We start from the raw sequence: 23,334 nt of genomic DNA on the forward strand, positions 1-23,334 counted from the left end.
GCTCGGCCTGATCGAGCTTCTGATCCTCGTTTCGATTTTTAACGCTCAATCTGCCGGGCATGTCCGGTGATGAACCTTTGCGACGCTAGGTAAGACCTAATGTTGTGCCCCGCCAGCGGCAGTCGCTTTGGCAAGAGCGGCGTCGCTTTATGGAGATTGCCCGGTAAGACGCTTGGTGCCGCTGCGGGCCGCCAGAGGGAGAACTTGAACCCCACACATGTCGCGCAAACCGTCATCGCCGTCCTCGTCCAGGCAATATTTGACACCAAGTGTCGTCAGGCGGCTAATCAGCTCCGGTCGACGCTTTATGCGACCTCCTCATAAAGGGCGTGCCCCGCCTTCCGACCAAGTCCGCGCAGCCAGGTGTAGGCATGGCACAGCCTACGTCGGCCGCATCAGTGTTTGTGGAGATGCCGATCTCCACCGGAGATCCGCACGCTTCCCGCCTTCAGCTTACGTGCGCCGCTACCGAGTGGATCGAGTTGTTGCCGTACCCCAGGCGGTTCCACTCGGCGCGCTCCGGCTGTGTCCGGCCCGCCATGTCTGTGGCGCGCGCCCGCACTGTGAGCGGCCCCGTGTGCTCAAGTCGCGTGATCAGCTCCCACCATTGCCAGGAAGAGGGCCGCCGCTCACCAACGAGCCGCGCCTCGCGCCATGGGCCGCCGTCCAGGCTTACGTCGACCCTGGAAATACACCCGACCCCCGACCACGCGACGCCACGGATTGCGGTCTCGCCAAGCGGCAGGCTCTCCCCCTCATCAGGCGAAGATATCAGCGCTCGCACGTTCATAAGCTCCATCGGCACGCGATCATCCTGCCCGTTCCGGACCCAGGGAAAGCCGGCGACCAGTCGTCAAGAACCTGCACCGGACGCTTGGTAGCAATTTCTTCTGCTACGATGTTCTCTGGCAGATACGCAATCCCTCGTTGAGCTATGACGCAGTGGCAACCGGACGCTGCCATACAGTCGTGCCACTGTTGGCCGACGAAAATGCGGATACTCACCGCGAAAAACTGCTAAGATGAAGCCCCGGAGTCAGTAGCCCACCAATCATGGAACGCCGCCTGACTGCAATATTGGCCGCCGACGTCGTCGGTTACAGCCGCCTTATGGGCCTTGACGAGGCGGGGACACTCGCAGCGCTTAAGGCACACCGGCGCGAGATGGCGGACGCCAAGATCAACGAGCATCAGGGGCGCATCGTCAAGGTCACCGGCGACGGCATGCTAGTCGAATTCCCGAGCGTGGTGAATGCAGTTGCCTGCGCCGCCGACATCCAGCGCAGGATGCGCGAGCGCAACGTCGACGTGCCGGATGACCGCCGCATCGAATTTCGCATCGGCATTCATCTCGGCGACATCATCTTCGAGGACAACGACATCTACGGCGACGGTGTCAACATTGCCGCGCGCATCGAGAGCATTGCCCAGCCGGGCGGCATCGCCGTGTCCGGCTCCGTTCGCGACAATGTCGGCAACCGGCTCGACCTCGCCTTCGAGGACAGGGGCGAACAGACGCTGAAGAACATCGACCGGCCAGTGCGGGTCTATAACGTTGACCTCTTCCAGCGCACTCCGCCGCAGGGCGTAGCAACCGGCGCGGCGCCCAAGGCAGCGCTGGCAAAGGATAAGCCTTCGATCGCCGTGCTGCCCTTCGACAACATGAGTGGCGATCCGGAGCAGGAATACTTCTCCGACGGCATCACGGAGGACATCATCACCGACCTGTCGAAGATTTCCGGGCTCTCGGTCATCGCCCGCAACTCCGCGTTCACTTACAAGGGCAAGTTGGTCGACATACAGGACGTATGCCGGCGTTTCCATGTCGCTACTGTCCTTGAAGGAAGCGTGCGCAAAGCCGGACAACGCGTGCGGATCACCGCGCAGCTTATCGACGGCAAGGATGGAACGCACCTCTGGGCCGATCGCTACGATCGCGACCTGACCGACATCTTTGCGATCCAGGACGAAATCACGCACACAATCGTCGAGCAACTCAAGGTAAAACTGCTGCCGGAAGAGAAGAAGGCGATTGGACAGGCGCCGACGGCGAATGTCGAAGCCTATACCAACTATCTCAGAGGCCGCGAGTTTTTCCACACGCGCACCAAAGGATCGCTGCAACTGGCGCGACGCCTCTTCGCCAGGGCGGCTGATCTGGATCCCAACTATGCGCGCGCCTATGCCGGGATCGCCGATTGCGATTCGGCCCTGCATGCCTGGCACGGTGCGGAGATCTCGCTCGAGGCGCTGTTGGCGACCTGCGCCAAGGCGCTGGCGCTTGATCCCAGCCTCGCCGAGGCACATGCCTCGCACGGCCTGGCGCTGTCGACAAACGGCCGGCACGGCGACGCGGTCGCCGAATTCGAACGCGCGATCGCGCTAGATCCGAACTCCTATGAGGGCCATTATTTCTATGCTCGACACTCGTTCGCAGAAGGCGATCTGGAAAAAGCGGTCGAACTCTACGAACGCTGCGCCGACATCAACCCCGACGACTACCGGTCGCCGCTCCTGGTCATGAACGCCTTGCACTCTCTCGGTCGACACGACGAGGAGGCTAAGCTGGCCGCGGTGGGGCTCGAGCGGGCGGAACGCGCCCTCAGGCAGCATCCCGAAAATTCCGATCCCGCCCAACTCGGCGCCATCGCCCTCATTGCTCTTGGCCAGCATGAGCGGGCCAAGGAGTGGGCAGATCGCGCCCTGGCGATCGATGCCGACGACAACAATGCGCTGTACAACGTTGCCTGCGTCTATTCGCTGCTCGGCGAGCCCGATCACGCAATCGACCTGCTGGAACCCTACCTGCAAAAAGTTGGGCCTCATATGAAATCCTGGTTCAAGAACGATTCGGATTTTGATCCCATCCGAAGCCATCCACGCTATGCGAAACTGCTGGAACTGATCGACTAGGGCTAGCCTGTTTATTCAGGCGCTCCGTAGGCTAGATGAACTATTCCATTCCGAAGCGTGGACCAAACGTCACTTGGTTACTCGGTGGCCTGATACGCCACGATATTCCGCGAGGCTTCGCTGGCGTCCAGATGTGGCGCAAAGCAGCCGTTCCACGATGCGAACTTTCTACGTCCCCTTGGGCCTATTCAAGACCTTGGCATCGAGGGGCCGCGTGTCCGCTTTTCGTGTTTGGTGTCCTGGCAGCGGACAGTCGGCCATCGTGAAGAGTTTCGGGCGCCGGCAGGCGTACGAAAGTCCCCGAGGAAGGAACCCGCGGGCCACAGGCGATGGCTATGGGGATTTCCGTTTTCGGCTGATGTCGAGGATAGCGTGACCGCTTTCGGGAGGCACCGGGATGGATCCGGCGGGACCGCTTCGTTGCGCCTCCGCGCGGTGTTGTCGGCCTGGTGGGCGGTCGGACGCGACCCTGTCAGCGTCGAGGGTCACCATGGAGGCGTGTGGATCCGTTGCCGAAGGCGGGGTGCCTCCGGCTGAAGGCTGGACCATGCCATGCCGGGTCATGGAACTGTCTCCCGGTTCGTCGTCGTCGCGTCCGGCGGCCCGCGCGGCTGCCTCCTTCGTCCGAACACCTCGAGCACGATCATGCGGCCGCCACAGCAGGAGCATGGGGGGCGGAAGTCGTCCGGTTCTTCCGGGCCGTCGTCAGCCGACGGTGCGGCGACGTTCAACAGTTCGCGAGCCAGTGCGAGACTGGCCTTGCGGGCGGAGCCGGCGAGCAGCCCGTAGTGGCGGATGCGATGGAAGCCACGCGGCAGGACATGAAGCAGGAAGCGGCGGATGAACTCGTCGGTGGCGAGCGTCATGACCTGCTGGCGATTGGCGCCGTCGCGACGATAGTCCTTGTAGCGGAAGGTGACGCCGCTCTCGTCGAACCGGACGAGACGACGGTTCGAGATCGCCACCCGGTGGGTGTAGCGGGACAGGTAGGCTAGCACCGCTTCCGGACCGGCGAAGGGAGCCTTGGCATAGACGACCCAGCGCTTGCTCCGTACAGGCTTCAGATGGTGCAGGAAGGCGCGTCGGTCGGCCAGGTGCGCCATGGATCCGAAGAAGGCGAGCCGGCCGGCGTCGTGGAGGGCGATCAGCCGGGTGAGGAACAGCCGGCGGAACAGCTTCCCCAGTACCCGGACCGGAAGAAGGAAGGCCCGACGCGACGAGATCCAGCGCTTCCCGTCCGGCGCGATTCCGCCGCCCGGCACGATCATGTGCACGTGCGGATGGTGCGTCATCGCCGATCCCCATGTGTGGAGCACGGCGGTGATGCCGATGCGCGCGCCGAGATGCTGCGGATCGGCGGCGATGGTCAGCATCGTCTCCGATGCCGCCTTGAACAGCAGGTCGTAGACCAGCGCCTTGTTGTGGAACGCGATGCCGGCGACTTCGGCGGGCAGCGTGAACACGACATGGAAGTAGCCGACCGGCAGCAGGTCGGCCTCGCGCTCGGCCAGCCAAGTCCGCGCCGCCGCGCCCTGGCACTTGGGACAGTGCCGGTTGCGGCAGGAGTTGTAGGCGACCCGCCATTGGCCGCAGTCCTCGCACGCCTCGACATGACCGCCGAGGGCCGCGGTGCGGCAATGCTCGATCGCCGACATGACCTTGAGCTGGGTGAGGCTCAGGCGCCTGGAATGGGTGGCCCGGTACGCGGGCCCGGCGGCACGGAAGATGTCGGCGATCTCGACCGCGGCGTGCACGGCTCAGCCGTCGGGGGATACTTCTCCCTTGAACAGCCCGAGCTTGTCGAGCGGGCTCGTGACCGTGCGCACCGTGCGGGTTGCAACCTTGGTGTAGAAGGCGGTGTTGTTGAGCTTGGCGTGCCCGAGCAGGACCTGGATGATCCGGATGTCGGTGCCGTCCTCCAGAAGATGGGTGGCGAAGCTGTGCCGCAGCGTGTGCGGTCCGACCCGCTTGGCGATGTCGGCGGCCTGGGCTGCCTCGACGACCACGCGATACAGCTGGCGGGTGCTGATCGGCTTCATCGCGTGCTGTCCCGGGAACAGCCAGCCGTCGCGGTGCATCACGCCCTGCTGGCGTCCGACCTTCCACCATTGGCGCAGCAACAAAAGCAGGTCGTCCGATAGCATGGCGTTCCGGTATCGCCCGCCCTTGCCGCGTTCCACCCTGAGCAGCATGCGCTCGCTGTCGACGTCGGCGACCTTCAACATCGACACCTCGGCAACGCGCAAACCTGCACCATAAGCGACCGACAGTGCGGCCTGGTGCTTGAGGCAGGTGGTGGCGTTGAGCAGCCGGGCCACCTCGTCGCGGCTGAGCACCACCGGCAGCTTGCGCGGATGAGCCAGCCGGACCAGCCTGCGCGCCAGGTCCGGGCGATCGAGGGTGTGGGTGAAGAAGAAGCGCAGCGCCGACACGATACTGTTCATGGTCGGGATCGGAACGCCATCCTCCTGCTGCTCGATCTGGAACCGGCGCAGGTCGTCGGTGGTCGCTGTGTCTGGTGAACGCCCAAGGAAAGTCGCCAGGCGTCCGATATCGCGGAGATAGTTGCGTTGCGTCCCCCGTGAGAAACGCCGCATGTTCATGTCGTCGATCAGCCGTTGGCGCAGCGGGCTGACAGGGGCATCGAGAGTGGGATGGGGCATGGTCAGGCTCCTTTGTTGAAGAAGCCTGTGATGCTCTGCCCCTACAGAACGCCGCTCAACGCAGGCGCAACGACCAGTTCTTGATCTCTACCTCAACCGCAGGCGCCCTCCCGCGCAGCGGGTTCGTTCGTCGGCCCCTGAGCCGACTTTCAAGACCCTCGCCTTGAACCGGCGATCCATGCACTCCGAAGTGGACAAAAGGTTATGTTTGTCTCCCCTTGAGCCGGGCAGAAACGCAACGGATATGTGATGCTCCGACACCGCAGCAGCCGCCGATGATTGTCGCCCCGCTCTCTGCCCATTCACAGGCGAAGACAGAGTAATCGTTGACCGACAAGTCGTTGCGGACCGAATGAAGTGTCTCGTTTGCTGCACCTTGCTCCTCCGTGGCGAGTGCATTGGCGTAGACACCGATCTCGATGAAGAATCGCTCCTGCGCAAAAATGGAGGCGGCCTCATCGATGGCACGGCGCATGACTTCCGGGCGGCTGCAATTGAAGAGCAGCGCCGCCGCACCAGATCCGGCGATCCAGCGTGCGGCCTCCTCTACGCTTTCGCCGGAACGCAGCGCTGCCGGCCTGTACTCGGCACCCGGCTCGTCGTCCAGCGTGAAGGATACCCAGAATGGCTTGCCGGTGCCCGCCACCGCATTCCGCACCGCCTCGGCTTCGCCACGAGGCTGAGGGTTTCTCCGAGCCAGACATCCACCGACGGCGAGAGTTCCTCGACCAACGCGTCGAGATATTCGTGTGCGAGGTCCGGCATGAAGCGCTGCGGCTCGTAGGAGCCGAAGATTGGGGGCAGCGATCCGGCAACGAGCACCTTTCGGTCCACAGCCTCGTCGGCCGCTTCGCGCGCCAGGCGTCCGGCAAGGGACATCAGCCTGCGGCCCTCTAGGCGGAACCGTTCCTCGCCGATGTGGAACGGTACAAGCGCGTAGCTGTTGGTGGTGATAATGTCGGCGCCGGCAGCAAAAAACTCCTCATGCACGCGCCGAACGATCGCTGGGTTCTCGATCAGTGCGAGCGCCGACCATTCAGGTTGCCTGAGTTCCGCACCGAGGCGGACAAGTTCGCGGCTCATGCCGCCGTCGAGGATTCTAGTGGGTTTCATGGACTTCCTTTCCGCCGCGGTCAGCGTTTGATCATCGAGGACAATGCGAATGCCGTCAGCGTGTCGCGAACGCCGGGCAGGACGGATACCTCCTGCCAGATTTCGCGGATGCGGTCCGTCGCACTCGCCTCGACCCGAACAACGAGGTCGAACTCGCCGCTGATGACATCGCAGGAGACGACCTCCGGCAAACGCTTAAGCGCATGGATGACCTCACGCTGCTGCGCGCCGTGAAGGCCGACCGTGCCCGCGCACAAAGCCGTGCTGCATCATCGCCCGCACCGTGAAGGGCAAGGGCATCAACTACATGGAAACCGAACCCGGTGAGATCCTCCGATGCACCGATGCGGACGCCTATAGTTGTATCAACTCCAAGCGTGTCGATCTGCTGCTCGTAGACAGCAATTGTCGACCGCGGCACGTCATCGAGTACCAGGGCGGAGCGCATCATCAAGGCGCAGCGGCCGCACGTGACGCGGTCAAGAAGGAAGCGCTACGCCGCGCTGGCATCGGGTACCACGAGGTCGTAGCTGGTCAAACGACGCCGTCGGAACTCAGGCGATTGATCGAGAAGCTGGTGGAAAAGCCGAGTGTCACCTAACGCGCCCTCATCACGAATGCCTGCACGGTCGAGCCACCTCCATTGGAGCAACACATCGCATTGGCTTGATGGAATTGAGGCAACCCCGAGATGATCGCCGAATTCGAGGCAGTTCGCGAAAATCTGTCTCCGGCCAGCCACGGAGCGATCGAGGACTGGAGGGCATTCCCTTGGCATCGTGACCGAGCCAATCGAATTCAGGCACACAAGGCGCATTCGTCGCAAGCCATCGCAATCGACGCGTTCGGCACACTTAAGATGAGCACCGATCGCGACCGCATCCTCGACGCCATCGCCGAGCGTGTGGGAGTTGCATCAGGCGGTCCATGGACGATAACACTCGAGTGGACGGACAGCGATCGGCTGCTGGGAGAACCGAGGCCCACGCAAGTCGACGTCCTTGCCGCCGGCTCGATGGCCGCGCTCGTCATCGAGTGCAAGTTCACCGAACCCGGAGAGCAATGTAGCCAAACGGCTGTGTCGCGCTCGGGCGAACGACAATGCAACGGAAGCTACGCTGACCAAATCAACCCGGGCAACGGCGTGCGCGCGCATTGCGCTCTTACGGGCAAGGGCATTCGGTATTGGGAATACATCCCTGAGGCCTTCGCGCTCGATCCGGGCGTTGATCATACGCCCTGCCCATGTAAGGGAGACGCCTATCAGTGGATGCGCAACGCCGTGCTGGCAGCAGCGATAGCCAAGCACCGCAACCTTCAAGCGGCAGCTCTAGCAGCCTTTGCCCATCATCCCAGCTTCCCGACGGCGCGGAAGGTAAAGCGAGGCCTGGTGGATCCCAGTGTATCTGGCCAAGCTGCGATCACGCCGATCTCCTACCAGCAGATCATTGCGATCGCTCGTCACCTCGGCGTGAACCAAGAACTCTGGAACGGCCTTTCTGCATGGGTCGACCAAAAGATCGCAAGGGCGGGGTCGCGAAGGTCGGACTTGAAGAATGGATGCTGATATCTGGGATCGCGCCTTCTATGACGACGGCGAGTGGGTTTCCTGGTCCGACGTGGAAGAGCAGCTCCGATATCACGAATGGCGCGCCAAATATCCCAGTACCATCAGATCTTTGATCCCGTATTTTCAAGAGCTCTTGTCACTGGCACAAAGCTACCACCTTGAGACAGGTCGTCATCTGAATGTCTACGGAGACATAGGAGAGCTCTTCGGCGTCATCACCTACGGAATAAGGCTGAACAAGAACTACGCGCAGGGTGCCGACGGTCGGCTTGGCAACGATCAGGTTGAGATCAAAACGTTCTCGCGCAGCGCATATCCGTTGATCAAGTCCTCGAACGCGTCGCGATTGTCCCCAGCCGCTGTCACATCTCCGGCAGGCCAGCCTTTCGGAAGCCGTCGACAAAGTGGTCTCGTACAGATGCATCGCGCAGCGGCTGGGAGCTGAGCCAATGGCCGATCGTGAAATGAGGGTGGGCGATCAGGAACAATTCTGCTTCTCGCCGCGCCTCTTCACGGTGGCCCAACTGCGCAAGCGTAGCAGCCAGGAATTTGCGTGAGTTGGTACGATACGTGTCTTTCCTGCGGAGTGTAGCGGTTGCCGCCTCATAGTCACGCGCGGCGTATTGCGCCTGCCCAAGATGACAAAGATACCAGCAGGCTGGATAGGGATTGAGCCGCAGAGCTTTTTCGATCTGCGCTAGTCCGTCGGCAACCCTGCCGTCCAGCACGGACATGTCCGACATGGCGGCCCAGGTGTCGGCGTGGTTGGGGTCCAGCTCCAGGGCCTTGGCGAAGGCGGCCTCCGATTCCTCCCATCGCCGCTCATAAGCCAAAATGGTCCCCAGAACGTAACGGCAGCCGGCATCGTTGGGATCTAGGTCGACCGCCTTCTGCGCGAACGTCACTGCCATCCGACGGTTGGGATCTTCGGGCTCGCCGAAATGAGTCCAGGAAAGCCAACGGTTATAGGCGAGCAGACCGAGCGCCTCGGCATATGATGGCTCGAGCTCAACCGCGCGTTGGAGCAGCATATAGGCCTCACGCTCCGTTTGCGGCGACTCTTCCGTCAGGAGGCGGGCGCGCACACACAGATCGTATGCCTCAAAGTTCTTCGGCCGCTTGCGCTGCGTCGGGATGGTCAGCCGGCCGACGAGAGCTTCAACAATCTTGGCGTTAACTTCATCCTGTAACTCGAAAACATCTTCCACCGTTCTGTCAAACCGGTCGGCCCACAAGTGCTGGCCGCCAAGCGCGTCGATCAATTGGGCATTGATGCGGACACGGCCCTTTGCGCGTCTGGCGCTCCCCTCGAGGACGTAGCGGACGCCGAGTTCCTGGGCGACCAGCCGTACGTCGACCGGCTTACCCTTGTAGCCGTGCACGGAATTGCGCGCGATGACGAACAGGCCAGCCGTACGGGAAAGGTCGGTGATCAGGTCTTCGGTCAAGCCGTCGACGAAAGGCGCGTCCGCTTCATCCCCACTCATATTCGTGAACGGCAATACAGCGATCGAGGGACATTCGGGCAGCGGCAATATGCTCTGCAGCGCATCCGGCCAATGCCACACGTGGACCGGGCGAGTCAGGTTCTTTAGGTAGCGTTCGCCTGCATCAAAGAACCGGTCGCCGATCTTGCCGACGATCTCGCCGTGAACCTTGGCTGAAATGCAGATACCGCCCGGTGCGGCCTGCGTCTCGAGGCGCGCCGCGACATTGACGCCGTCGCCGAGGACGTCTGAACCGTCGTCAATGACATCGCCCAGATTGACGCCTACACGCAAAAGCAGGCGCCGGTCTCCGGAAGCCTCAACAGCAGTGGTGGCCCGTTGCATTTCCAACGCTGCTGCGACCGCGTCCACCGCGCTACCGAATTCGATCAAGAATCCGTCGCCCATGGCCTTGAAGATGCGACCGTTGTGGCGCATCACAGCCGGCTCGATAACGCCAGAACGGAGTTCCCGGAGGTTCGCCAGCGTTGCGACTTCATCAGCCTCCATCAGGCGTGAATATCCCACCACATCGGCAACGACGATGGCGGCAAGGCGACGCTGAAGAGATTGATCCGTCATGTGAGGGCAAGCCTAACGACCGAGTTCGAAAGTTATTGTTCAGCCGCGGGTGAGTCAACAAGTGGGAAGAGGTAATGTCCAGGCGACCTCCACCTCCATCGAGCCGCCATCCTTCTTTGTGACCGACGGCGTCGAAGTGGACGACACGGAAATGAGTATAGCGCGACGATCGGGATGAGACGGTGCGGAGCAAACGAAGCCGCCCGCCAGGCCTTATCGTGTTGTGGGAGCCGGGGCCTGCGCGACCGCGCGATCCTGCTCCTCGGCTTTGCCGGTGGCCTGCGCCGCTCCGAGATTACCGGTCGCGACCTCGGACGCGATCAGACCGAGGACGGGCGCGGCTGGATCGAGATCCTCGACAAGGGGCTGCTGCTGACGTTGAACGGAAAGTCCGGCTGGCGCGAGGTCGAGATCGGCCGCGGCTCCGCCGACACCACCCGCCCGCTCGTCGCCGTCGAGACCCGGATCAGGTTCGCCAAACTCGCCAAGGGGGCCCTCTTCCGCCGTGTCACCGGACGCGGCAAAGACCTTGGACCGGACCGCCTCAACGACAAGGCGGCTGCCCGCCTCGTAAAATCCGCAGCCCTTGCCGCCGGCTTGCATGGCAACCTCGGCAAAGACGAGCGGGCGGCCAAATTCTCCGGTCATTCGCTGCGCGCCGGTCTGGCCTCCTCGGCCGAAGTCGACGATCGCCACGTGCAAAAGCAGCTCGGCCATGCGAGCGCCGAAATGACCTGCAAATACCAACGCCGACGCGACCGATCTAGGGTCAATCTGACGAAGGCTTCGGGGCTGTAGGGACCTTATGCTGTAGGGACCTTATCCCGCGAGCATACGTGCGAGCATATTTCTGATGTGGTCCTGCGCGCCGTAGAAAATTGCCGCGACAATGATTGTGCGGCTATGTTCCACCGGTAGAAACCAAATAGCCGCCTTGTCCCGCCGAAGAAACCGGATGCCGGGATGAATATCCGGCCGCAGAGTCCCGATGTTTGGCGTATCGACGAGACGACCGATTTCGACACGCAATTTGTGGATCAGTTCAGCAGTACGCTCCACGGCCTCGTCGACCGAGTCGCCGAGTTCGACATAGACGTCGAACAGATGATCGAAGATCAACTCGAAATCGCGTTCGGCATCCTCAGAATACTCAAGAGTCCACACGAACAACCCGTCGCTTCCGCTCAATCATTGCCGCGACACGGCTTTCCATTTCCGTCGCAGAAATTATCGGTCCGTTCAATCGCCGCTGGATCAATTCGCGAAGCGCTGCCGTTTCGACGGTCTCATTTTCGGTCTTTTGGCGAAGCAGTTCCAGGCCCTGCTGAAGAACGGAACTCATGCTGGAATACCGGCCGCTCTCCACCAGCGAACGGGCAAACGCATCCTGCTGGTCGGTCAGCGAGATCGACGATTTGACACTCATCGGTTTAACTCCTTTGAGCCCAATTTGCTACTCAGTAGCACATTTGTCAATCTGACGAGATGTCCGCGACGACGACAAAGAAAATTGGGGGCACCGCTCATCCTTGAGGCTGGCATGCCCGCTTGGCATAATCGAGTATTCTGAGCAGCTTCCCCACTCACCGTATGGCACCAAAAAAGCCGTACTTGGCTCGATGCCGGGTCGGGCGTTGTCTCCTCGACACAAGATGAGGCCTCGCCGACGGCGAAGCCTCCCCTCCCCTTGGTCCAGAACCGACCGCGATAAACCGGGCTCGAGCCGAAATTCCGGCCAGATTCGCTAAGATTGATGTCGGATCTAAACTCAAGTTCCGCGGGTTGGCCCCGTTCAAAAATGCCTTAGTAGAGCAATCGGGAGCGGATGGTTCCAGGAATTTCGCGAAGAGCGTAAAGGATATCATCCGCGAATCCGGAAATCCCCTCAGCTTCGATGACGACATAACCCGTATCGCCGTGAGTTTGAAGGAATTCGCCGACGATGTTCACTCCGCGCGAGGAAAAGATCTCATTCAATTGGATGAGCATGCCGGGTCGGTTCTCATGCACGTGGATGAAACGCGTGCCATTTGGGCGCTCGGGTAGCTGAACCTGAGGGAAGTTTACGGCGCCCATGGTCGAGCCGATGTCGGAATATTCGACGAGCTTCCTGGAGACCTCCCCACCGATGCGCTGCTGGGCCTCTTCTGTCGAGCCACCGATATGAGGTGTCAGAATGACGTTGCTCAAGCCCTGTAGCGGGGTTTCGAAACGCTCCTTGTTCGAGGCCGGCTCCTTGGGAAAGACGTCGACAGCAGCACCGGCTAGATGGCCATCTTTCAAGACTTTGGCGAGCGCGTCGAGATCGACCACCGTTCCGCGGGAATTGTTGATGAAGATGGCGCCCTTCTTCATCATGCGCAGTTCGGTTTCGGTGATCATGTTATGCGTCGATGGTGTTTCGGGAACGTGCATCGTCACATAATCCGAAATTTCGAGAAGCTCGCCGAGCGACGCCATCGATTCCGAATTGCCCCGGCGCAGCCTGTCTGAAAGATCGAAATAGCGTACGATCATGCCCATGCTTTCGGCAAGCGAGCTGAGCTGCGAGCCGATATTGCCGTAACCGACGATGCCGAGCGTTTTCCCGCGAACTTCGCGGCTGCCGACAGCCGACTTCTCCCAGCCACCTTGATGGGCAGAAGCCGAACGCGGGAATATCTGCCGTGTCAGCATGATGATTTCGCCGATCACCAGCTCCGCCACCGAACGCGTATTCGAATAGGGTGCGTTGAACACCGGAATGCCGCGTCGCCGCGCCGCCCCCAGATCAACCTGGTTCGTACCGACAGAAAAACAACCGACCGCAATAAGTTTCTTGGCCGCTTCGAAGATCTCTTCCGTCAGCTCCGTGCGGGAACGAATGCCGATGATATGCGCGTCGGCGATATGGCTTTTGAGCTCCTTGTCATCAAGCGCTTTCGGCAGATGAACGACGTTGGTGTAACCGGATGACAAAAAGTAGTCTACTGCAGTCTGGCTTATGCCTTCCAGCAGGAGCACGGAAATTCGATCGCGTGGGAGAGAGAGCTGCGTGGCCATAGCTATTCTTTCGAATCCGGATTTAACAAAGCGATGTCGATTGTAGGTCATCAAGGCGCATTAAGACATGTCATTGAGACCATCAGACAAACTGCACGAGAACAAATGCCAACAACGGGTACGGCGGCTGGTGCGCCTTCCCAGACAATCCGGACACGAAACGGGCCCGCGAATTTTGCAACTGATGAAATCCCGCTTTCTAGGAAGGCTCCGGCGATGGTGATGCGCGAAATGCTCGCCGGCATCTTCACCGTCGCTGACGATGAGCTGCTCAAGCTGTTTCAGACGGCATGGCGAAGGCCACTCACGTGCTTTGGACAACGGGGGGCTCGTATGTTCCCGAGGAACAGTTCCAAACCTTTCTTCAGCAGGCGGCAGCACTGGGTACTAGCTTCAGCCCGTAAGCAATCGTCCGCTGGGAACCGGAAGCCGATCACCAAGCCTTCGCCTTGAACGGATTCAAACCGCGGACAAGCAGCTCGCCCTGGGCTGCCAAGAACCAAAATTGTAGCCCTTCCGACGAGGAGTTGGCTTATGCCCATGCCATCGCGTCTGCCACCATGGACTTGCAAGTAGAAGGAAGCGGGCAGGCGCGTTTTACGGCTCCTTAACCATGAATTGTGAAAATGCGCCCAGCCGGAGGCATGATGCCGACCGTTCTTTTGGGGTGAAGAGTGCATGCGTAAGCCGCAAGATCAGAAGCCGTCCTCCGGCGCCACCATTTCAGAGTCCGGTTATGTCGTCTCCCGTCGCACCGTGCTTTCAGGCCTCGGTGTCATGACGCTACTTGGTGCATCCGGCTGCTCGCAGGCGCTTGAACTCCCGTCGCTGGAACCGCTCGAGCCGTCCGCTCGTTTGTCGCCTGCGGGCGTTGACCACATGCCGACCGGGGCTATCCCACCGATCAGCGTCGACAGCAACATCACCGACAACGGCACGATGTATGCCTCGATGATCGACAATGGTTTCGTGATCCCGGCAATCCCATACCAGAAGGTCAAGCCGGAATTCCGGCGGCAAATCGTTATCGATCCAACCGGAGAGGCGCCGGGCACCATCGTGGTGCGGCTTAACGAGCGGCATCTCTATTGGGTGCAGGAAGGCGGTGAAGCGATCCGTTACGGCGTCGGCATCGGCAAGGCCGGCTTCGAATGGAGCGGTCGCGCCGAGATCCAGTACACAAAGCAGTGGCCGACCTGGACGCCGCCCAAAGAGATGATCGCGCGCAAACCAGAGCTTGTGAAATGGACGGGCGGTCAACCGGGCGGACTCGACAACCCGCTCGGCGCCCGCGCGCACTATATCTACAAGGACGGCCACGACACTGGCTATCGCGTGCACGGCTCACCGGAATGGTGGACCATTGGCACTCAGGCATCTTCCGGCTGCGTGCGCATGATCAATCAGGACGTCATCGACCTTTACAACCGGGTGAAGGCGTCACCGACCAAAGTCCCGATTGTGGTGGCGTGAAAGCGTTCCACTCGAGGCATGGTTCGAGGACCAGATTTTCGCGCCTGACCCGGTTTCAGCGTCGCCTTGCTTTTCATTTTAGAAGACTCGAATTTCTGCAAACTGTGAACTTGGAATCAGTTCGAAAACTTGTAAGTTGAGCGACATTTTCCAACTACGAGCGGCCAATGCAGGTTCTAGTACGCGATAATAATGTCGATCAGGCGCTCCGCGTCCTGAAAAAGAAACTCCAGCGCGAGGGCATTTTTCGTGAAATGCGGATGCGCGAAGCTTTTGAAAAGCCCTCGGTCAAGAGGGCACGCGAGAAAGCCGAGGCGGTGAGCCGCCAGCGCAAGAATGCTCGCAAGCAAATGCAACGCGAAGGCCTGCTCCCGTCGAAGCCGAAAAAGAGTAGATAGCTTCATGAACGCTTAGGGCGGCCGTTGTGACGGTGGGGTACAGCGCCCTGTGGTTCAGAAGCACAGGCCCATGTATTTGTCCGGGGCCGCTGTGCAACTCGAATAGATTAGTCAGCACCCGCAAAGTACACGTTAAAAATTCGCGCTGCTTGGGCTTCGATCACCACGAAGCACTGGATCAGCTCTCCCGCATCAAAGAATGACCTCAACTATCGGCGACCTGATAGGGGTTCCGGTCGATACATTATGCGATCCTTGCCGCACAAATCGGAAGCAAACACAGCCACAATACTCGTGCAGGCTTCACCTACTGTGCCAACTGAGCGCCAATAAGAGCGTGCAAGCGAGCTCTGGCCACGGATCGCAACCGCTCAATCACCCTCTGCTGTTAGCTTTGAGTTCCAGTTTTCTATTACTCTGGGAAACATATCCATGGCGGCAGCGCCTTTCTCCAACGTCAACAAAGAGCGTCGGCCATTTTGGTACATCATGGGAATATCAATCCAACTGCGATCACGAAGCAGCATCATGTTCTTCGTCACCGCATCTGAGAATCCGTTGAGAGCAATCATGTACTGGCCCATCCAGTCGCCGCCTGCGAAGCGAGCTTTCACAGCTTAGCGGATAGCGAGGCCCCATCGCAGACCTTTGCGATTGGGGTTACAAACTTGCGCTTTAGCCCGATCACATCACAGCGACGACGTGATTAGATGACGCCTTCCGTCAAAGATTTAAGAGCTCGGGCTGGCCTTCGCGCTTTTCCGACGCCGGCCAGCGACTGGCTTTAGCCGAATTGGGCTATCTCCTATTTTATTCTCAACTACATTAGACTTTAGTATAATTTGAGTGCGCAGGGAGGTAAGCATGGAACGCTTGGAAGCCGAAAAGCTCGAAACCGACGCTGCCACGAAGGTTTGGTCCGTTCATGATTTCTGCAAACGGTACCGCCTTTGCGAAGACGAGGAACGTCGTTTGACGCGCCTGTTTGGGATGTTCGCCACCGCTCGCGAACTCCTGAACAACGCGCAGCGCACACCGAAGTGGCGGTAGTGCGGGCTGGCTGCCATGCATTACTTACGCGCGGCCGTCTTGCTCTCGCTCCTTTTCCTGAGCTCTTACGCTTGGGCCGATAAGCGCGTCGCGCTGGTCATTGGAAACTCGGCCTACCAGCACGCACCGCAGCTTTCAAACCCCCAGAATGACGCCAGCGATATGGCGTCGAAATTGACAGGAATGGGGTTCGTGGTGGTGACGGGCCGCGACCTCGATCTCACGGGAATGCGCCGGTCGATCCGAGAATTTGTCGGCAAGGTCGAGGGCGCCGACGTAGCGCTCTTTTTCTATGCCGGTCATGGGCTGCAGGTAAACGGCGGCAACTACATAATCCCGATCGACGCGCAGCTTCGTTCAAACAACGATCTGGATTTCGAGGCATTGCCGATAGAACTTGTGCTGTCTGCAATGGAGCGTAACGCCAGGGTCAGTCTGGTCTTCCTGGATGCGTGCCGCGACAATCCGCTCGCTGCGACATTGGCCCGCTCCATGGGAACCCGATCCATGGCCGTTGGCCGGGGGTTGGCGAAACTCGATACCGGCGTGGGCTCGCTGATTGCGTTCGCCACGCAGCCCGGAAACGTTGCTCTTGACGGCGCTGGCAGAAACTCCCCCTTCACGACGGCGCTGCTGAACCACCTCGGCACGCCCGGGCAGAGTATAACGGATGACCTGATTGCAGTGCGTCGCACAGTCTTACAGGCCACTGATGGCAAGCAGGTTCCCTGGGACAGCTCATCCCTGACGGGCCCCGTCGTTCTCAATCCGTCGCCAGCTGCGGCCACGGCAACGAGTCCGGCCGCCACGACAGATCCCGACAGATCCGTGGAGCTTGCATACTGGAATTCCATCAAGGATCTGACCGCAAACAGCTTCTTTGAAGCATACCTTCAGGAATACCCCAATGGCGCGTTCGCAACGCTTGCGAAGTTGAAGATTGCGGCAATCGCAGAACGCGAAAAGGAACGGCACGCGACGGAACAGGAGAAGACGGATTCCAAGCGCGCCGTAGACCCGAAAGACAACGCCAGCCAAACCAACGTCGCCGCGCTCGAGCAGACCACCCCAGAGGCCCAGGCGTCAGGTTCGTCCGCCGGCCACATGGCTGCCGGGGACCTCGCGCTCGCTACCCAGAGTCAACTGGCGCGGATCGGATGCCTCAGCCAGATCGACGGCAAGTGGGGTGAGAGCAGTCAGAAGGCCCTGAAAGAATACGCCGAACGCAGGGGGCTCAAGCTTGCATCGCTCACACCAACGGAGGAGCTTTTGAACGGGCTGAAGGCGACCGGCAGCCGCGTCTGTCCGCTTGTCTGTGGAAACGGAATGGTGGTGCGCGACGACCGCTGCGTGGGGCTTGGCTTGAGTGTCTTCGACGGCAAATGGAACTTGACGCGGCACGCGAAGACAGACTGCGGCGACTGGCGCGAACTCTCGACACTCCTTTTCGTGCGAAACGGCGTAATTTCGTCCAACTCTGGGTTTTCGGGAAAAATCTCCAGCAACGGGTCCGTCAATATTGCCCACACCTTCGTCCATAAAGGGAGGAAAGGCGGCAACACCCTGACGGGAATGATAAAAGGGGGCAAAGGAACAGGCAGGTTTAGGGGGACGGGAGCAGGCAGCGGCTGTTCGGGAACAATTTCCATGAACAAGATGTAGAGCGAAGGTGATGACGCCATCGGCGTAGTGACAACGCCGCACCAACCGACGGCAGTGCCAAGAAGCGTGATTATTGGCCAGCGCGATCTTGAGCCCTATTAGAAACGGACCCCATTCTTGGCGCGTCCGCCCATTCCCCATCAGAACGCGCTGCAACTGTTTCGAGTAGGATGTCGGCCCTCCCCTTCGTTCCCATGAACGTGTTTGGTTAGACCTCGCTTGGCAAGCGCGCGCTGCCACCAGACGAGTACTATGGATTTCAGCGGGCCAACTCCGCCGGCTTGAAACGGCAACACCCCGGCTACCGAAGGCATCCGCCACCACGGCTGCGCCGTCGATATTCGCATCGTCCGCGTCAGATCCCGCCATGCCACAACAGGGAGCACATCCAGCGCCGGAGACGGTTCGGTCGGATGAGGACATCTTCGACAAGATCGAACGCCTCGCGGCACTTCATGCGAAAGGCATTCTCACGGATCAGGAATTCGAGGCCAAGAAGTCGGAGTTGCTCAACCGACTATAGCACCCGATCAGCGGGGCTTGCCACGGAGGTCAATGGCAGGCTTCTTCGAGCCGCGCGGGCGAGGACGACCGTCAATGAACTTCGACAACCGATTGAGCTCGCGCCCGCTCACCGAAACCCATGCCATCCTGCGTCTCCCGATCGCCTAGCAAGCCGAGTGCGACAATCCGGATTCGACCCGAAGGGATGACGTCGGAGGTTGCTTGCCGGTGAATAGGTGTCTCGGCACGGACGTCAATCGCTCGGCCCAAACGGACTTCTGATCCTCGTTTCGATTATTGACGCTCAATCCGCCTCGCATGTCCGGTGATGAACCTTTGCGACGCTAGGTAAGACCTAATGTTGTGCCCCGCCAGCGGCCGTCGCTTTGGCAAGAGCGGCGTCGCCTCCCGGTAAGACGCTTGGTGTCGCTGCGGGCCGCCAGAGGGAGGACTTGAACCCCACACATGTCGCGCAAACCGTCATCGCCGTCCTCGTCCAGGCAATATTTGACACCAAACCCCGTCAGGGAGCGCATTTCGTGAGTCTGTGCTGCGATCTTGGCGCTTCGTGACATCGACGGTGTGTATTCGGACAGCCAATCAGAATTAAGGTGACCAGTCTCACGCAACATCGCGAGTTGGTTGGATGTCTGCGATGTGACCGCGGAGTTCGTCCCAGTCTGGTAAGAGGCGCTCCGCGTTGTTCCGGCAAGGTTCGTCCGATACAATATGCGACCATTTTTGGACCGGGCTGCCGCTTTCTGGCACACCCATGCGGCCAAGTGCTCCGTAGCAATGCCTCCGTCGGCTCGGTGCTTTCTCGTCTCTTCGGCGTTTGCAGAGAAGCGGAACGTCTTCAACTCTTGTCAGGCGACCGCCTGTGCGCCGGTGATTTCCACCAGCGATCCGCACACGAAGGCTGCCTCGTCGGACGCAAGGAAGGCGACCAAGGCGGCAACCTCCTCCGGCTTGCCGATGCGACCGAAGGGCACGAGCTTGTCGAGGTCGGCGATTGTACGCCCAGAGCGCTTTACACCTGCTTCCAGCATGGGCGTGTGTATTTCTCCCGGGCAGACCGCGTTGACGCGGATCTTGTTCGGCGCGTAGTCGCGGGCAAGGTTCTGCGTGAAGCTCGCGACAGCTGCCTTCGTCACGTTATAGGCGATGTGGTTCGGTGCGGGATACAATCCCCACTGGGATGCCGTATTGACGATGGCGCCGCCGCCAGCCTCGATCATGTGGGGCAACACCGCCTGGCACAGATGGAACATTGCATCGACATTGACCGCAAAGCTTACCCTCCAATCCTCCGGCGTCAGCGAGAGAAGATTGCCGCGGCGGTTGATGCCGGCATTGTTGCAAAGCACATCGATGCGCCCTTCGGTCGAAATGACGTTGTCGATGATGGCGCGGCAACCGTCAGCGTTGGAGATATCGCTGGCGAGTGCGCGCGCGCTGCCCCTGTTACCCACAATCTCCGCGACGGTCGCCTCGGCGCCCTCCCCATTCATGTCGGTGACGATGACCTTGGCGCCCTCGGCCGCAAAACGGGCGCTGATCGCCCCGCCAATACCGCCTGCTGCACCGGTGACGATGACGATCTTGTTCTTGAAACGCATGGAATTACCTCAGATAGCTGCCGCCGTTCACGTCGAGCACAGCGCCATTAAGAGAGGCTTGCGAAGGACGGAAGGCAAATGCGGTGATCTCGCCGATCTCTTCGGGCGCAGCCATCCTGGCGATGGGGATGCCGGCCAAGGCCGCAGCCTCGCCATGCTCGGCGATATAGGCTTCGGCCATTTCAGTGCGCACCCATCCGGGCGCCAGTGCCACGGCAGTCACGCCTTCATGGCCGTGACTTAGCGCGATGGACTTGGTGAGGTTGATCAGCGCCGCCTTCGAGGCGCCGTAAGCCATGGCGCTGGAGGTGTAGCCGCGCTGTCCTGCACGGCTCGCCATGTTGACGATGCGCCCACCGCCATGGGCGCGGAAATGCAGGATGGCGAGTTTCGACAGATCGACCGCCGAGAGGAAATTGACACGCATTTCTCGCGCCCAGACCCGCTGCCATTCATCCATTGGCGCGTCTACCGCAACCTCGGAACGGATGCCGGCATTGTTGACCAGACCAGTCAGCCTGCCGGCAACGGAGACGGCCTGATCCCATAGGACTTGAGGGCCGGCCGGATCCGACAAATCGGCCGGCACGCACCAGCCTCTGCCGCCAAGCGCGTTCACAAGCGCCTCGGCGGCATCACGATTGCGGCCATAGTGGACGACGACATTCGCGCCGTCTGCCGCGAGAGCTTGGCAAATCGCCTGCCCGATGGCGCCGGTTGCACCTGTTACAAGAATGGTTTGTCCTTTGAGTTTCATAGCTCCCCCACCTGTGGTCCCCACGTGTCCGACATGGCAAAACCTTGAGCGAATGGATCATGCGGGTCCAGGAGCAGCTGCTGACGTCCAAAGACATAGCCCTGGCCCGTGATACGCGGCAGAACCGCGGGACGACCACCCACCGTCGTCTCGCCCAGGATTTCCGCGGTGAAGGTGCCGCCGATAATGCTGCGCGAAACACGTCTGTCTCCAATCTTCGCCTGCCCGCGCGCATGCAGGATCGCGAGATTGGCCGAGGAGCCGGTGCCGCAGGGCGAACGATCCACACGGCCCGGCTTCAGCGTCGTGCAGGTGATGACCGATCCGTCCGGCTGATAGTCACGGAACATCATATAGGCTATCTCGTTGAGGCTGGGGATTTCGGGATGCTCGACCTCAACCTGCTCCGCCAGCAGCGACTTGATCTCGGTCCCCGCCTCGGCAAGTGCGCGGGCAGCCCCCGGCACGATGCGAAGCCCAACCTGGTCCACATCAATCTGCGCATAGAAGACGCCGCCAAAGGCGATGTCGCCCTTGATCCGTCCCCATCTGGGTGTGTCGATATCAACGTCAAGCTGCTGAACAAATGCTGGTACATTGTCGAGGCTGACCGAAAGGCATCGACCGTTTTCGCACCGCGCCCGCGCGACGATCAGCCCGGCGGCCGTGTCGAGCCGCACGATGGTTTCCGGTTCGATCATTTCCACCCGGCCGCTTTCCAAAAGCGCAGTTACCACGCAGATGCAGTTTGAGCCCGACATCGGGTGGGCGCGATCCGGCTGCAGCACGATGAAGGCAGCATCCGCGTCCGGCCGGGTCGGATTGAGAAGCAGGTTTGTCGTATGAACGACCTGCGCCCGCGGCTCACGCGTCAGAAACAGGCGCAATGACGGGTCGACGTTGTTGAGGTAGTTCATTTTTTCAAGAATGGTTACGCCCGGAATCTCGGGCGCACCACCGATCAGGACATTGCCGCTTTCCCCCTGGCAATGGACGAGCAAAAGATCGAGCGCCTTGTCGAAGGTCATTTCAGGTACCACCCCCAGGGCTCATCACTGACGAGGCGGGTGATCTGTTTGGTCTCGAGGTAGTTGTCGAGGCCCCAGCGGCCGAGCTCGCGCCCGATGCCGGACTGCTTGTAGCCGCCCCAGGGCGCCTCGGTGAAGGTCGGCTGCGAGCAGTTGATCCAGACGATGCCCGCCCGGAAGGCCGCCGCCACACGCTCGCAGCGTTCGTCATCGGCCGACATGACCGCTGCCGCAAGGCCGAAGCGGGAATCGTTTGCGAGGCGGATTGCTTCCTCCTCGGCCTCGAACGGTCGGATACAGACGACCGGACCGAAGATCTCCTCGACCCAGGCATCGCTTTCAAGCGTCATGTCGGTGAGGATCGTCGGCGCGACCCAGAAGCCCTTGCCGAAGCCGTCGTACCGGCCACCGCAGGCAACTTTTGCGCCCTGTTCGACGGCGCGCTCGATGTGGCCAAGCACATCCTCGTACTGTCCTTTGTTGACGAGCGGCCCGAGCAGCGTGCCCTCATCGAGGCCGTTGCCGATCTTGATTCTTCTGGCTTCCTCGACCAGCCGCTCCAGGAGCTTCGGGTAGAGCGGCGCCTCCACCAGAACCCTTGAAGTCGCCGAGCACACCTGACCCTGGTTCCAGAAGATACCGAACATGATCCATTCGACGGCTTTCTCGATATCGCTGTCAGCAAAGACAACGAAGGGCGACTTGCCGCCGAGTTCGAGGCTGATGCGTTTGATGTCCTTGGCACCGGCGGCCATGATGCGGGAGCCGACCGGGCCCGATCCGGTGAAAGCCACCTTGTCCACCTGCGGATGCTCGACCAGCGCCTGGCCGACGACCGAGCCCTTGCCGGAAAGGATGTTCAGCACGCCTTTGGGAAGGCCAGCGGCCTCTGCGATCGCGCCGAGTTCCAGCGCCGTCAGCGAGGTGGTTTCGGCGGGTTTCAGGATCATGGTGCAGCCGGCCGCAAGCGCCGGCGCCACCTTCCACGAGGCCATGAGAAGCGGATAGTTCCAGGGAACGATGGCGACCGCGACGCCGAGCGGCTCGCGCACGGCCTTGGAGACGAAGCGCTGATCGGCAAGCTTTACCTCTTCGACCTCGTCATCCAGTTCCTCGGCGAGGTCGGCGTAGAACTCGAAGCAGCCGGCGGCGTCCGCCAGGTCCCACTCCGACTCAGGCAACGGCTTTCCGTTGTCGCGGGTTTCCAGACGCGCCAGTTCCGGCAGGCGATCACGGATGCCCCGCGCCATCGCGCGCAGGTATCTCGCCCGTTCCTTGCCCGAAAGGCGCGGCCAAGGCCCGTTGTCGAAGGCTTCGCGGGCCGCCCTCACGGCCGCTTCGGCCTCTGCAGCGCCGGCGGCGGCGATATGGTGAATGACCTCTTCGGTCGCTGGATCGATGACGGGAAGCGTGCTTCCGTCGGCTGGTGCGGTCCATTGTCCATCGATGAAAAGCTTGTTCTGCATGGTGTCC

General features: G+C 60.8%; 18 protein-coding genes and 6 pseudogenes. 10 read left to right on the forward strand and 14 right to left on the reverse strand.

The genetic code is table 11. The features are described from left to right. Positions 1-448: 448 nt before the first annotated feature. A pseudogene (locus PWG15_RS28315) lies at positions 449-838 on the reverse strand (oxidoreductase); the annotation flags it as partial. Positions 839-1,053: 215 nt separating this feature from the next. On the opposite strand from PWG15_RS28315, the gene PWG15_RS28320 reads away from it, so the two are divergent. Then, positions 1,054-2,913, forward strand: a complete 1,860-nt coding sequence (locus PWG15_RS28320; protein ID WP_275024826.1) for a TPR end-of-group domain-containing protein — start codon at positions 1,054-1,056, stop codon at positions 2,911-2,913. A 560-nt stretch (positions 2,914-3,473) separates the two neighbouring features. Here the strand turns inward: PWG15_RS28320 and PWG15_RS28325 are convergent. From PWG15_RS28325 to PWG15_RS28340, 4 genes and pseudogenes are all read right to left on the reverse strand, one after another. Further along, entirely contained in the window at positions 3,474-4,667 is a 1,194-nt protein-coding gene (locus PWG15_RS28325) for an IS91 family transposase (protein WP_275024827.1), read from the reverse strand. A gap of 3 nt (positions 4,668-4,670) precedes the next feature. Continuing rightward, on the reverse strand, positions 4,671-5,576 hold the full coding sequence (locus tag PWG15_RS28330) for a site-specific integrase (protein ID WP_275024828.1): 906 nt from the start codon (positions 5,574-5,576) through the stop codon (positions 4,671-4,673). A gap of 202 nt (positions 5,577-5,778) precedes the next feature. Beyond that, positions 5,779-6,689 (reverse strand): annotated as a pseudogene (locus tag PWG15_RS28335) (homocysteine S-methyltransferase family protein). A gap of 20 nt (positions 6,690-6,709) precedes the next feature. Continuing rightward, a pseudogene (locus PWG15_RS28340) lies at positions 6,710-6,904 on the reverse strand (Lrp/AsnC ligand binding domain-containing protein); the annotation flags it as partial. A gap of 107 nt (positions 6,905-7,011) precedes the next feature. Between PWG15_RS28340 and PWG15_RS28345 the strand changes: the two are divergent. The 3 genes and pseudogenes from PWG15_RS28345 to PWG15_RS28355 all read left to right on the forward strand — a co-directional run. Then, positions 7,012-7,290 (forward strand): annotated as a pseudogene (locus PWG15_RS28345) (DUF2726 domain-containing protein); the annotation flags it as partial. A 90-nt stretch (positions 7,291-7,380) separates the two neighbouring features. Next, complete coding sequence (locus PWG15_RS28350) at positions 7,381-8,256, forward strand: PGN_0703 family putative restriction endonuclease (RefSeq protein ID WP_275024829.1); 876 nt, start codon at positions 7,381-7,383, stop codon at positions 8,254-8,256. Then, positions 8,246-8,563 (forward strand): annotated as a pseudogene (locus PWG15_RS28355) (hypothetical protein); the annotation flags it as partial. The gene PWG15_RS28350 and the pseudogene PWG15_RS28355, both read left to right, overlap by 11 nt. 58 nt (positions 8,564-8,621) lie before the next feature. On the opposite strand, the gene PWG15_RS28360 reads toward PWG15_RS28355, so the two are convergent. Then, positions 8,622-10,328, reverse strand: a complete 1,707-nt coding sequence (locus PWG15_RS28360; protein WP_275024830.1) for an adenylate/guanylate cyclase domain-containing protein — start codon at positions 10,326-10,328, stop codon at positions 8,622-8,624. 231 nt (positions 10,329-10,559) lie between these two features. Between PWG15_RS28360 and PWG15_RS28365 the strand changes: the two are divergent. Continuing rightward, positions 10,560-11,126: pseudogene (locus PWG15_RS28365) on the forward strand (tyrosine-type recombinase/integrase); the annotation flags it as partial. A 21-nt stretch (positions 11,127-11,147) separates the two neighbouring features. Here PWG15_RS28365 and PWG15_RS28370 read toward each other — a convergent pair. The 3 genes from PWG15_RS28370 to serA all read right to left on the reverse strand — a co-directional run bounded on the left by PWG15_RS28370 (position 11,148) and on the right by serA (position 13,370). Next, the gene (locus PWG15_RS28370) at positions 11,148-11,498 is read right to left on the reverse strand and encodes a type II toxin-antitoxin system RelE/ParE family toxin (protein ID WP_275024831.1); all 351 of its coding nucleotides are present in this window, start codon (positions 11,496-11,498) and stop codon (positions 11,148-11,150) included. Beyond that, positions 11,479-11,754 (reverse strand): type II toxin-antitoxin system ParD family antitoxin, encoded by a 276-nt coding sequence (locus PWG15_RS28375; RefSeq protein ID WP_275024832.1) that lies wholly within the window; start codon positions 11,752-11,754, stop codon positions 11,479-11,481. The genes PWG15_RS28370 and PWG15_RS28375 overlap by 20 nt, the downstream gene beginning before the upstream one ends. Before the next feature lie 377 nt (positions 11,755-12,131). Beyond that, on the reverse strand, positions 12,132-13,370 hold the full coding sequence (gene serA / locus PWG15_RS28380) for a phosphoglycerate dehydrogenase (protein WP_275027239.1): 1,239 nt from the start codon (positions 13,368-13,370) through the stop codon (positions 12,132-12,134). Between the two features lie 678 nt (positions 13,371-14,048). Here serA and PWG15_RS28385 point away from each other — a divergent pair. Both PWG15_RS28385 and rpsU read left to right on the forward strand, forming a co-directional pair. Beyond that, positions 14,049-14,843 (forward strand): L,D-transpeptidase, encoded by a 795-nt coding sequence (locus tag PWG15_RS28385; protein ID WP_275024833.1) that lies wholly within the window; start codon positions 14,049-14,051, stop codon positions 14,841-14,843. A 167-nt stretch (positions 14,844-15,010) separates the two neighbouring features. Beyond that, positions 15,011-15,241 carry a 30S ribosomal protein S21 gene (rpsU, locus tag PWG15_RS28390; protein ID WP_057249963.1) on the forward strand — a complete coding sequence of 77 codons (231 nt, stop codon included), beginning with the start codon at positions 15,011-15,013 and terminating at the stop codon, positions 15,239-15,241. A gap of 371 nt (positions 15,242-15,612) precedes the next feature. Here the strand turns inward: rpsU and PWG15_RS28395 are convergent, their stop codons facing one another. Continuing rightward, positions 15,613-15,813, reverse strand: a complete 201-nt coding sequence (locus tag PWG15_RS28395) for a hypothetical protein (RefSeq protein WP_275024834.1) — start codon at positions 15,811-15,813, stop codon at positions 15,613-15,615. A gap of 292 nt (positions 15,814-16,105) precedes the next feature. Between PWG15_RS28395 and PWG15_RS28400 the strand changes: the two genes are divergently transcribed. The 3 genes from PWG15_RS28400 (at position 16,106) to PWG15_RS28410 (ending at position 18,476) form a co-directional block, all read left to right on the forward strand. Beyond that, positions 16,106-16,291 (forward strand): hypothetical protein, encoded by a 186-nt coding sequence (locus tag PWG15_RS28400; protein ID WP_275024835.1) that lies wholly within the window; start codon positions 16,106-16,108, stop codon positions 16,289-16,291. A 15-nt stretch (positions 16,292-16,306) separates the two neighbouring features. Continuing rightward, positions 16,307-17,953: a caspase family protein gene (locus PWG15_RS28405; RefSeq protein WP_275024837.1), complete on the forward strand. Its 1,647-nt coding sequence runs from the start codon at positions 16,307-16,309 to the stop codon at positions 17,951-17,953. A gap of 367 nt (positions 17,954-18,320) precedes the next feature. Further along, positions 18,321-18,476, forward strand: a complete 156-nt coding sequence (locus PWG15_RS28410; RefSeq protein ID WP_425536774.1) for an SHOCT domain-containing protein — start codon at positions 18,321-18,323, stop codon at positions 18,474-18,476. 847 nt (positions 18,477-19,323) lie between these two features. Here the strand turns inward: PWG15_RS28410 and PWG15_RS28415 are convergent. Genes PWG15_RS28415 through PWG15_RS28430 form a run of 4 tightly spaced genes read right to left on the reverse strand, consistent with a single transcriptional unit; the run spans position 19,324 to position 23,327 of the window. After that, a complete protein-coding gene (locus tag PWG15_RS28415; protein WP_275024839.1) occupies positions 19,324-20,076 on the reverse strand; it encodes an SDR family NAD(P)-dependent oxidoreductase in 753 nt (250 codons plus the stop codon). Between the two features lie 4 nt (positions 20,077-20,080). Further along, a complete protein-coding gene (locus tag PWG15_RS28420) occupies positions 20,081-20,833 on the reverse strand; it encodes an SDR family NAD(P)-dependent oxidoreductase (protein WP_275024840.1) in 753 nt (250 codons plus the stop codon). Further along, entirely contained in the window at positions 20,830-21,861 is a 1,032-nt protein-coding gene (locus PWG15_RS28425; protein WP_275024841.1) for a proline racemase family protein, read from the reverse strand. Before PWG15_RS28425 ends, PWG15_RS28420 begins: the two co-directional genes overlap by 4 nt. Next, the gene (locus tag PWG15_RS28430; protein WP_275024842.1) at positions 21,858-23,327 is read right to left on the reverse strand and encodes an aldehyde dehydrogenase family protein; all 1,470 of its coding nucleotides are present in this window, start codon (positions 23,325-23,327) and stop codon (positions 21,858-21,860) included. The genes PWG15_RS28425 and PWG15_RS28430 overlap by 4 nt, the downstream gene beginning before the upstream one ends. Positions 23,328-23,334 lie beyond the last annotated feature (7 nt).

This window comes from Ensifer adhaerens (assembly GCF_028993555.1).
In the GTDB taxonomy this organism is placed as follows: domain Bacteria; phylum Pseudomonadota; class Alphaproteobacteria; order Rhizobiales; family Rhizobiaceae; genus Ensifer; species Ensifer adhaerens_I.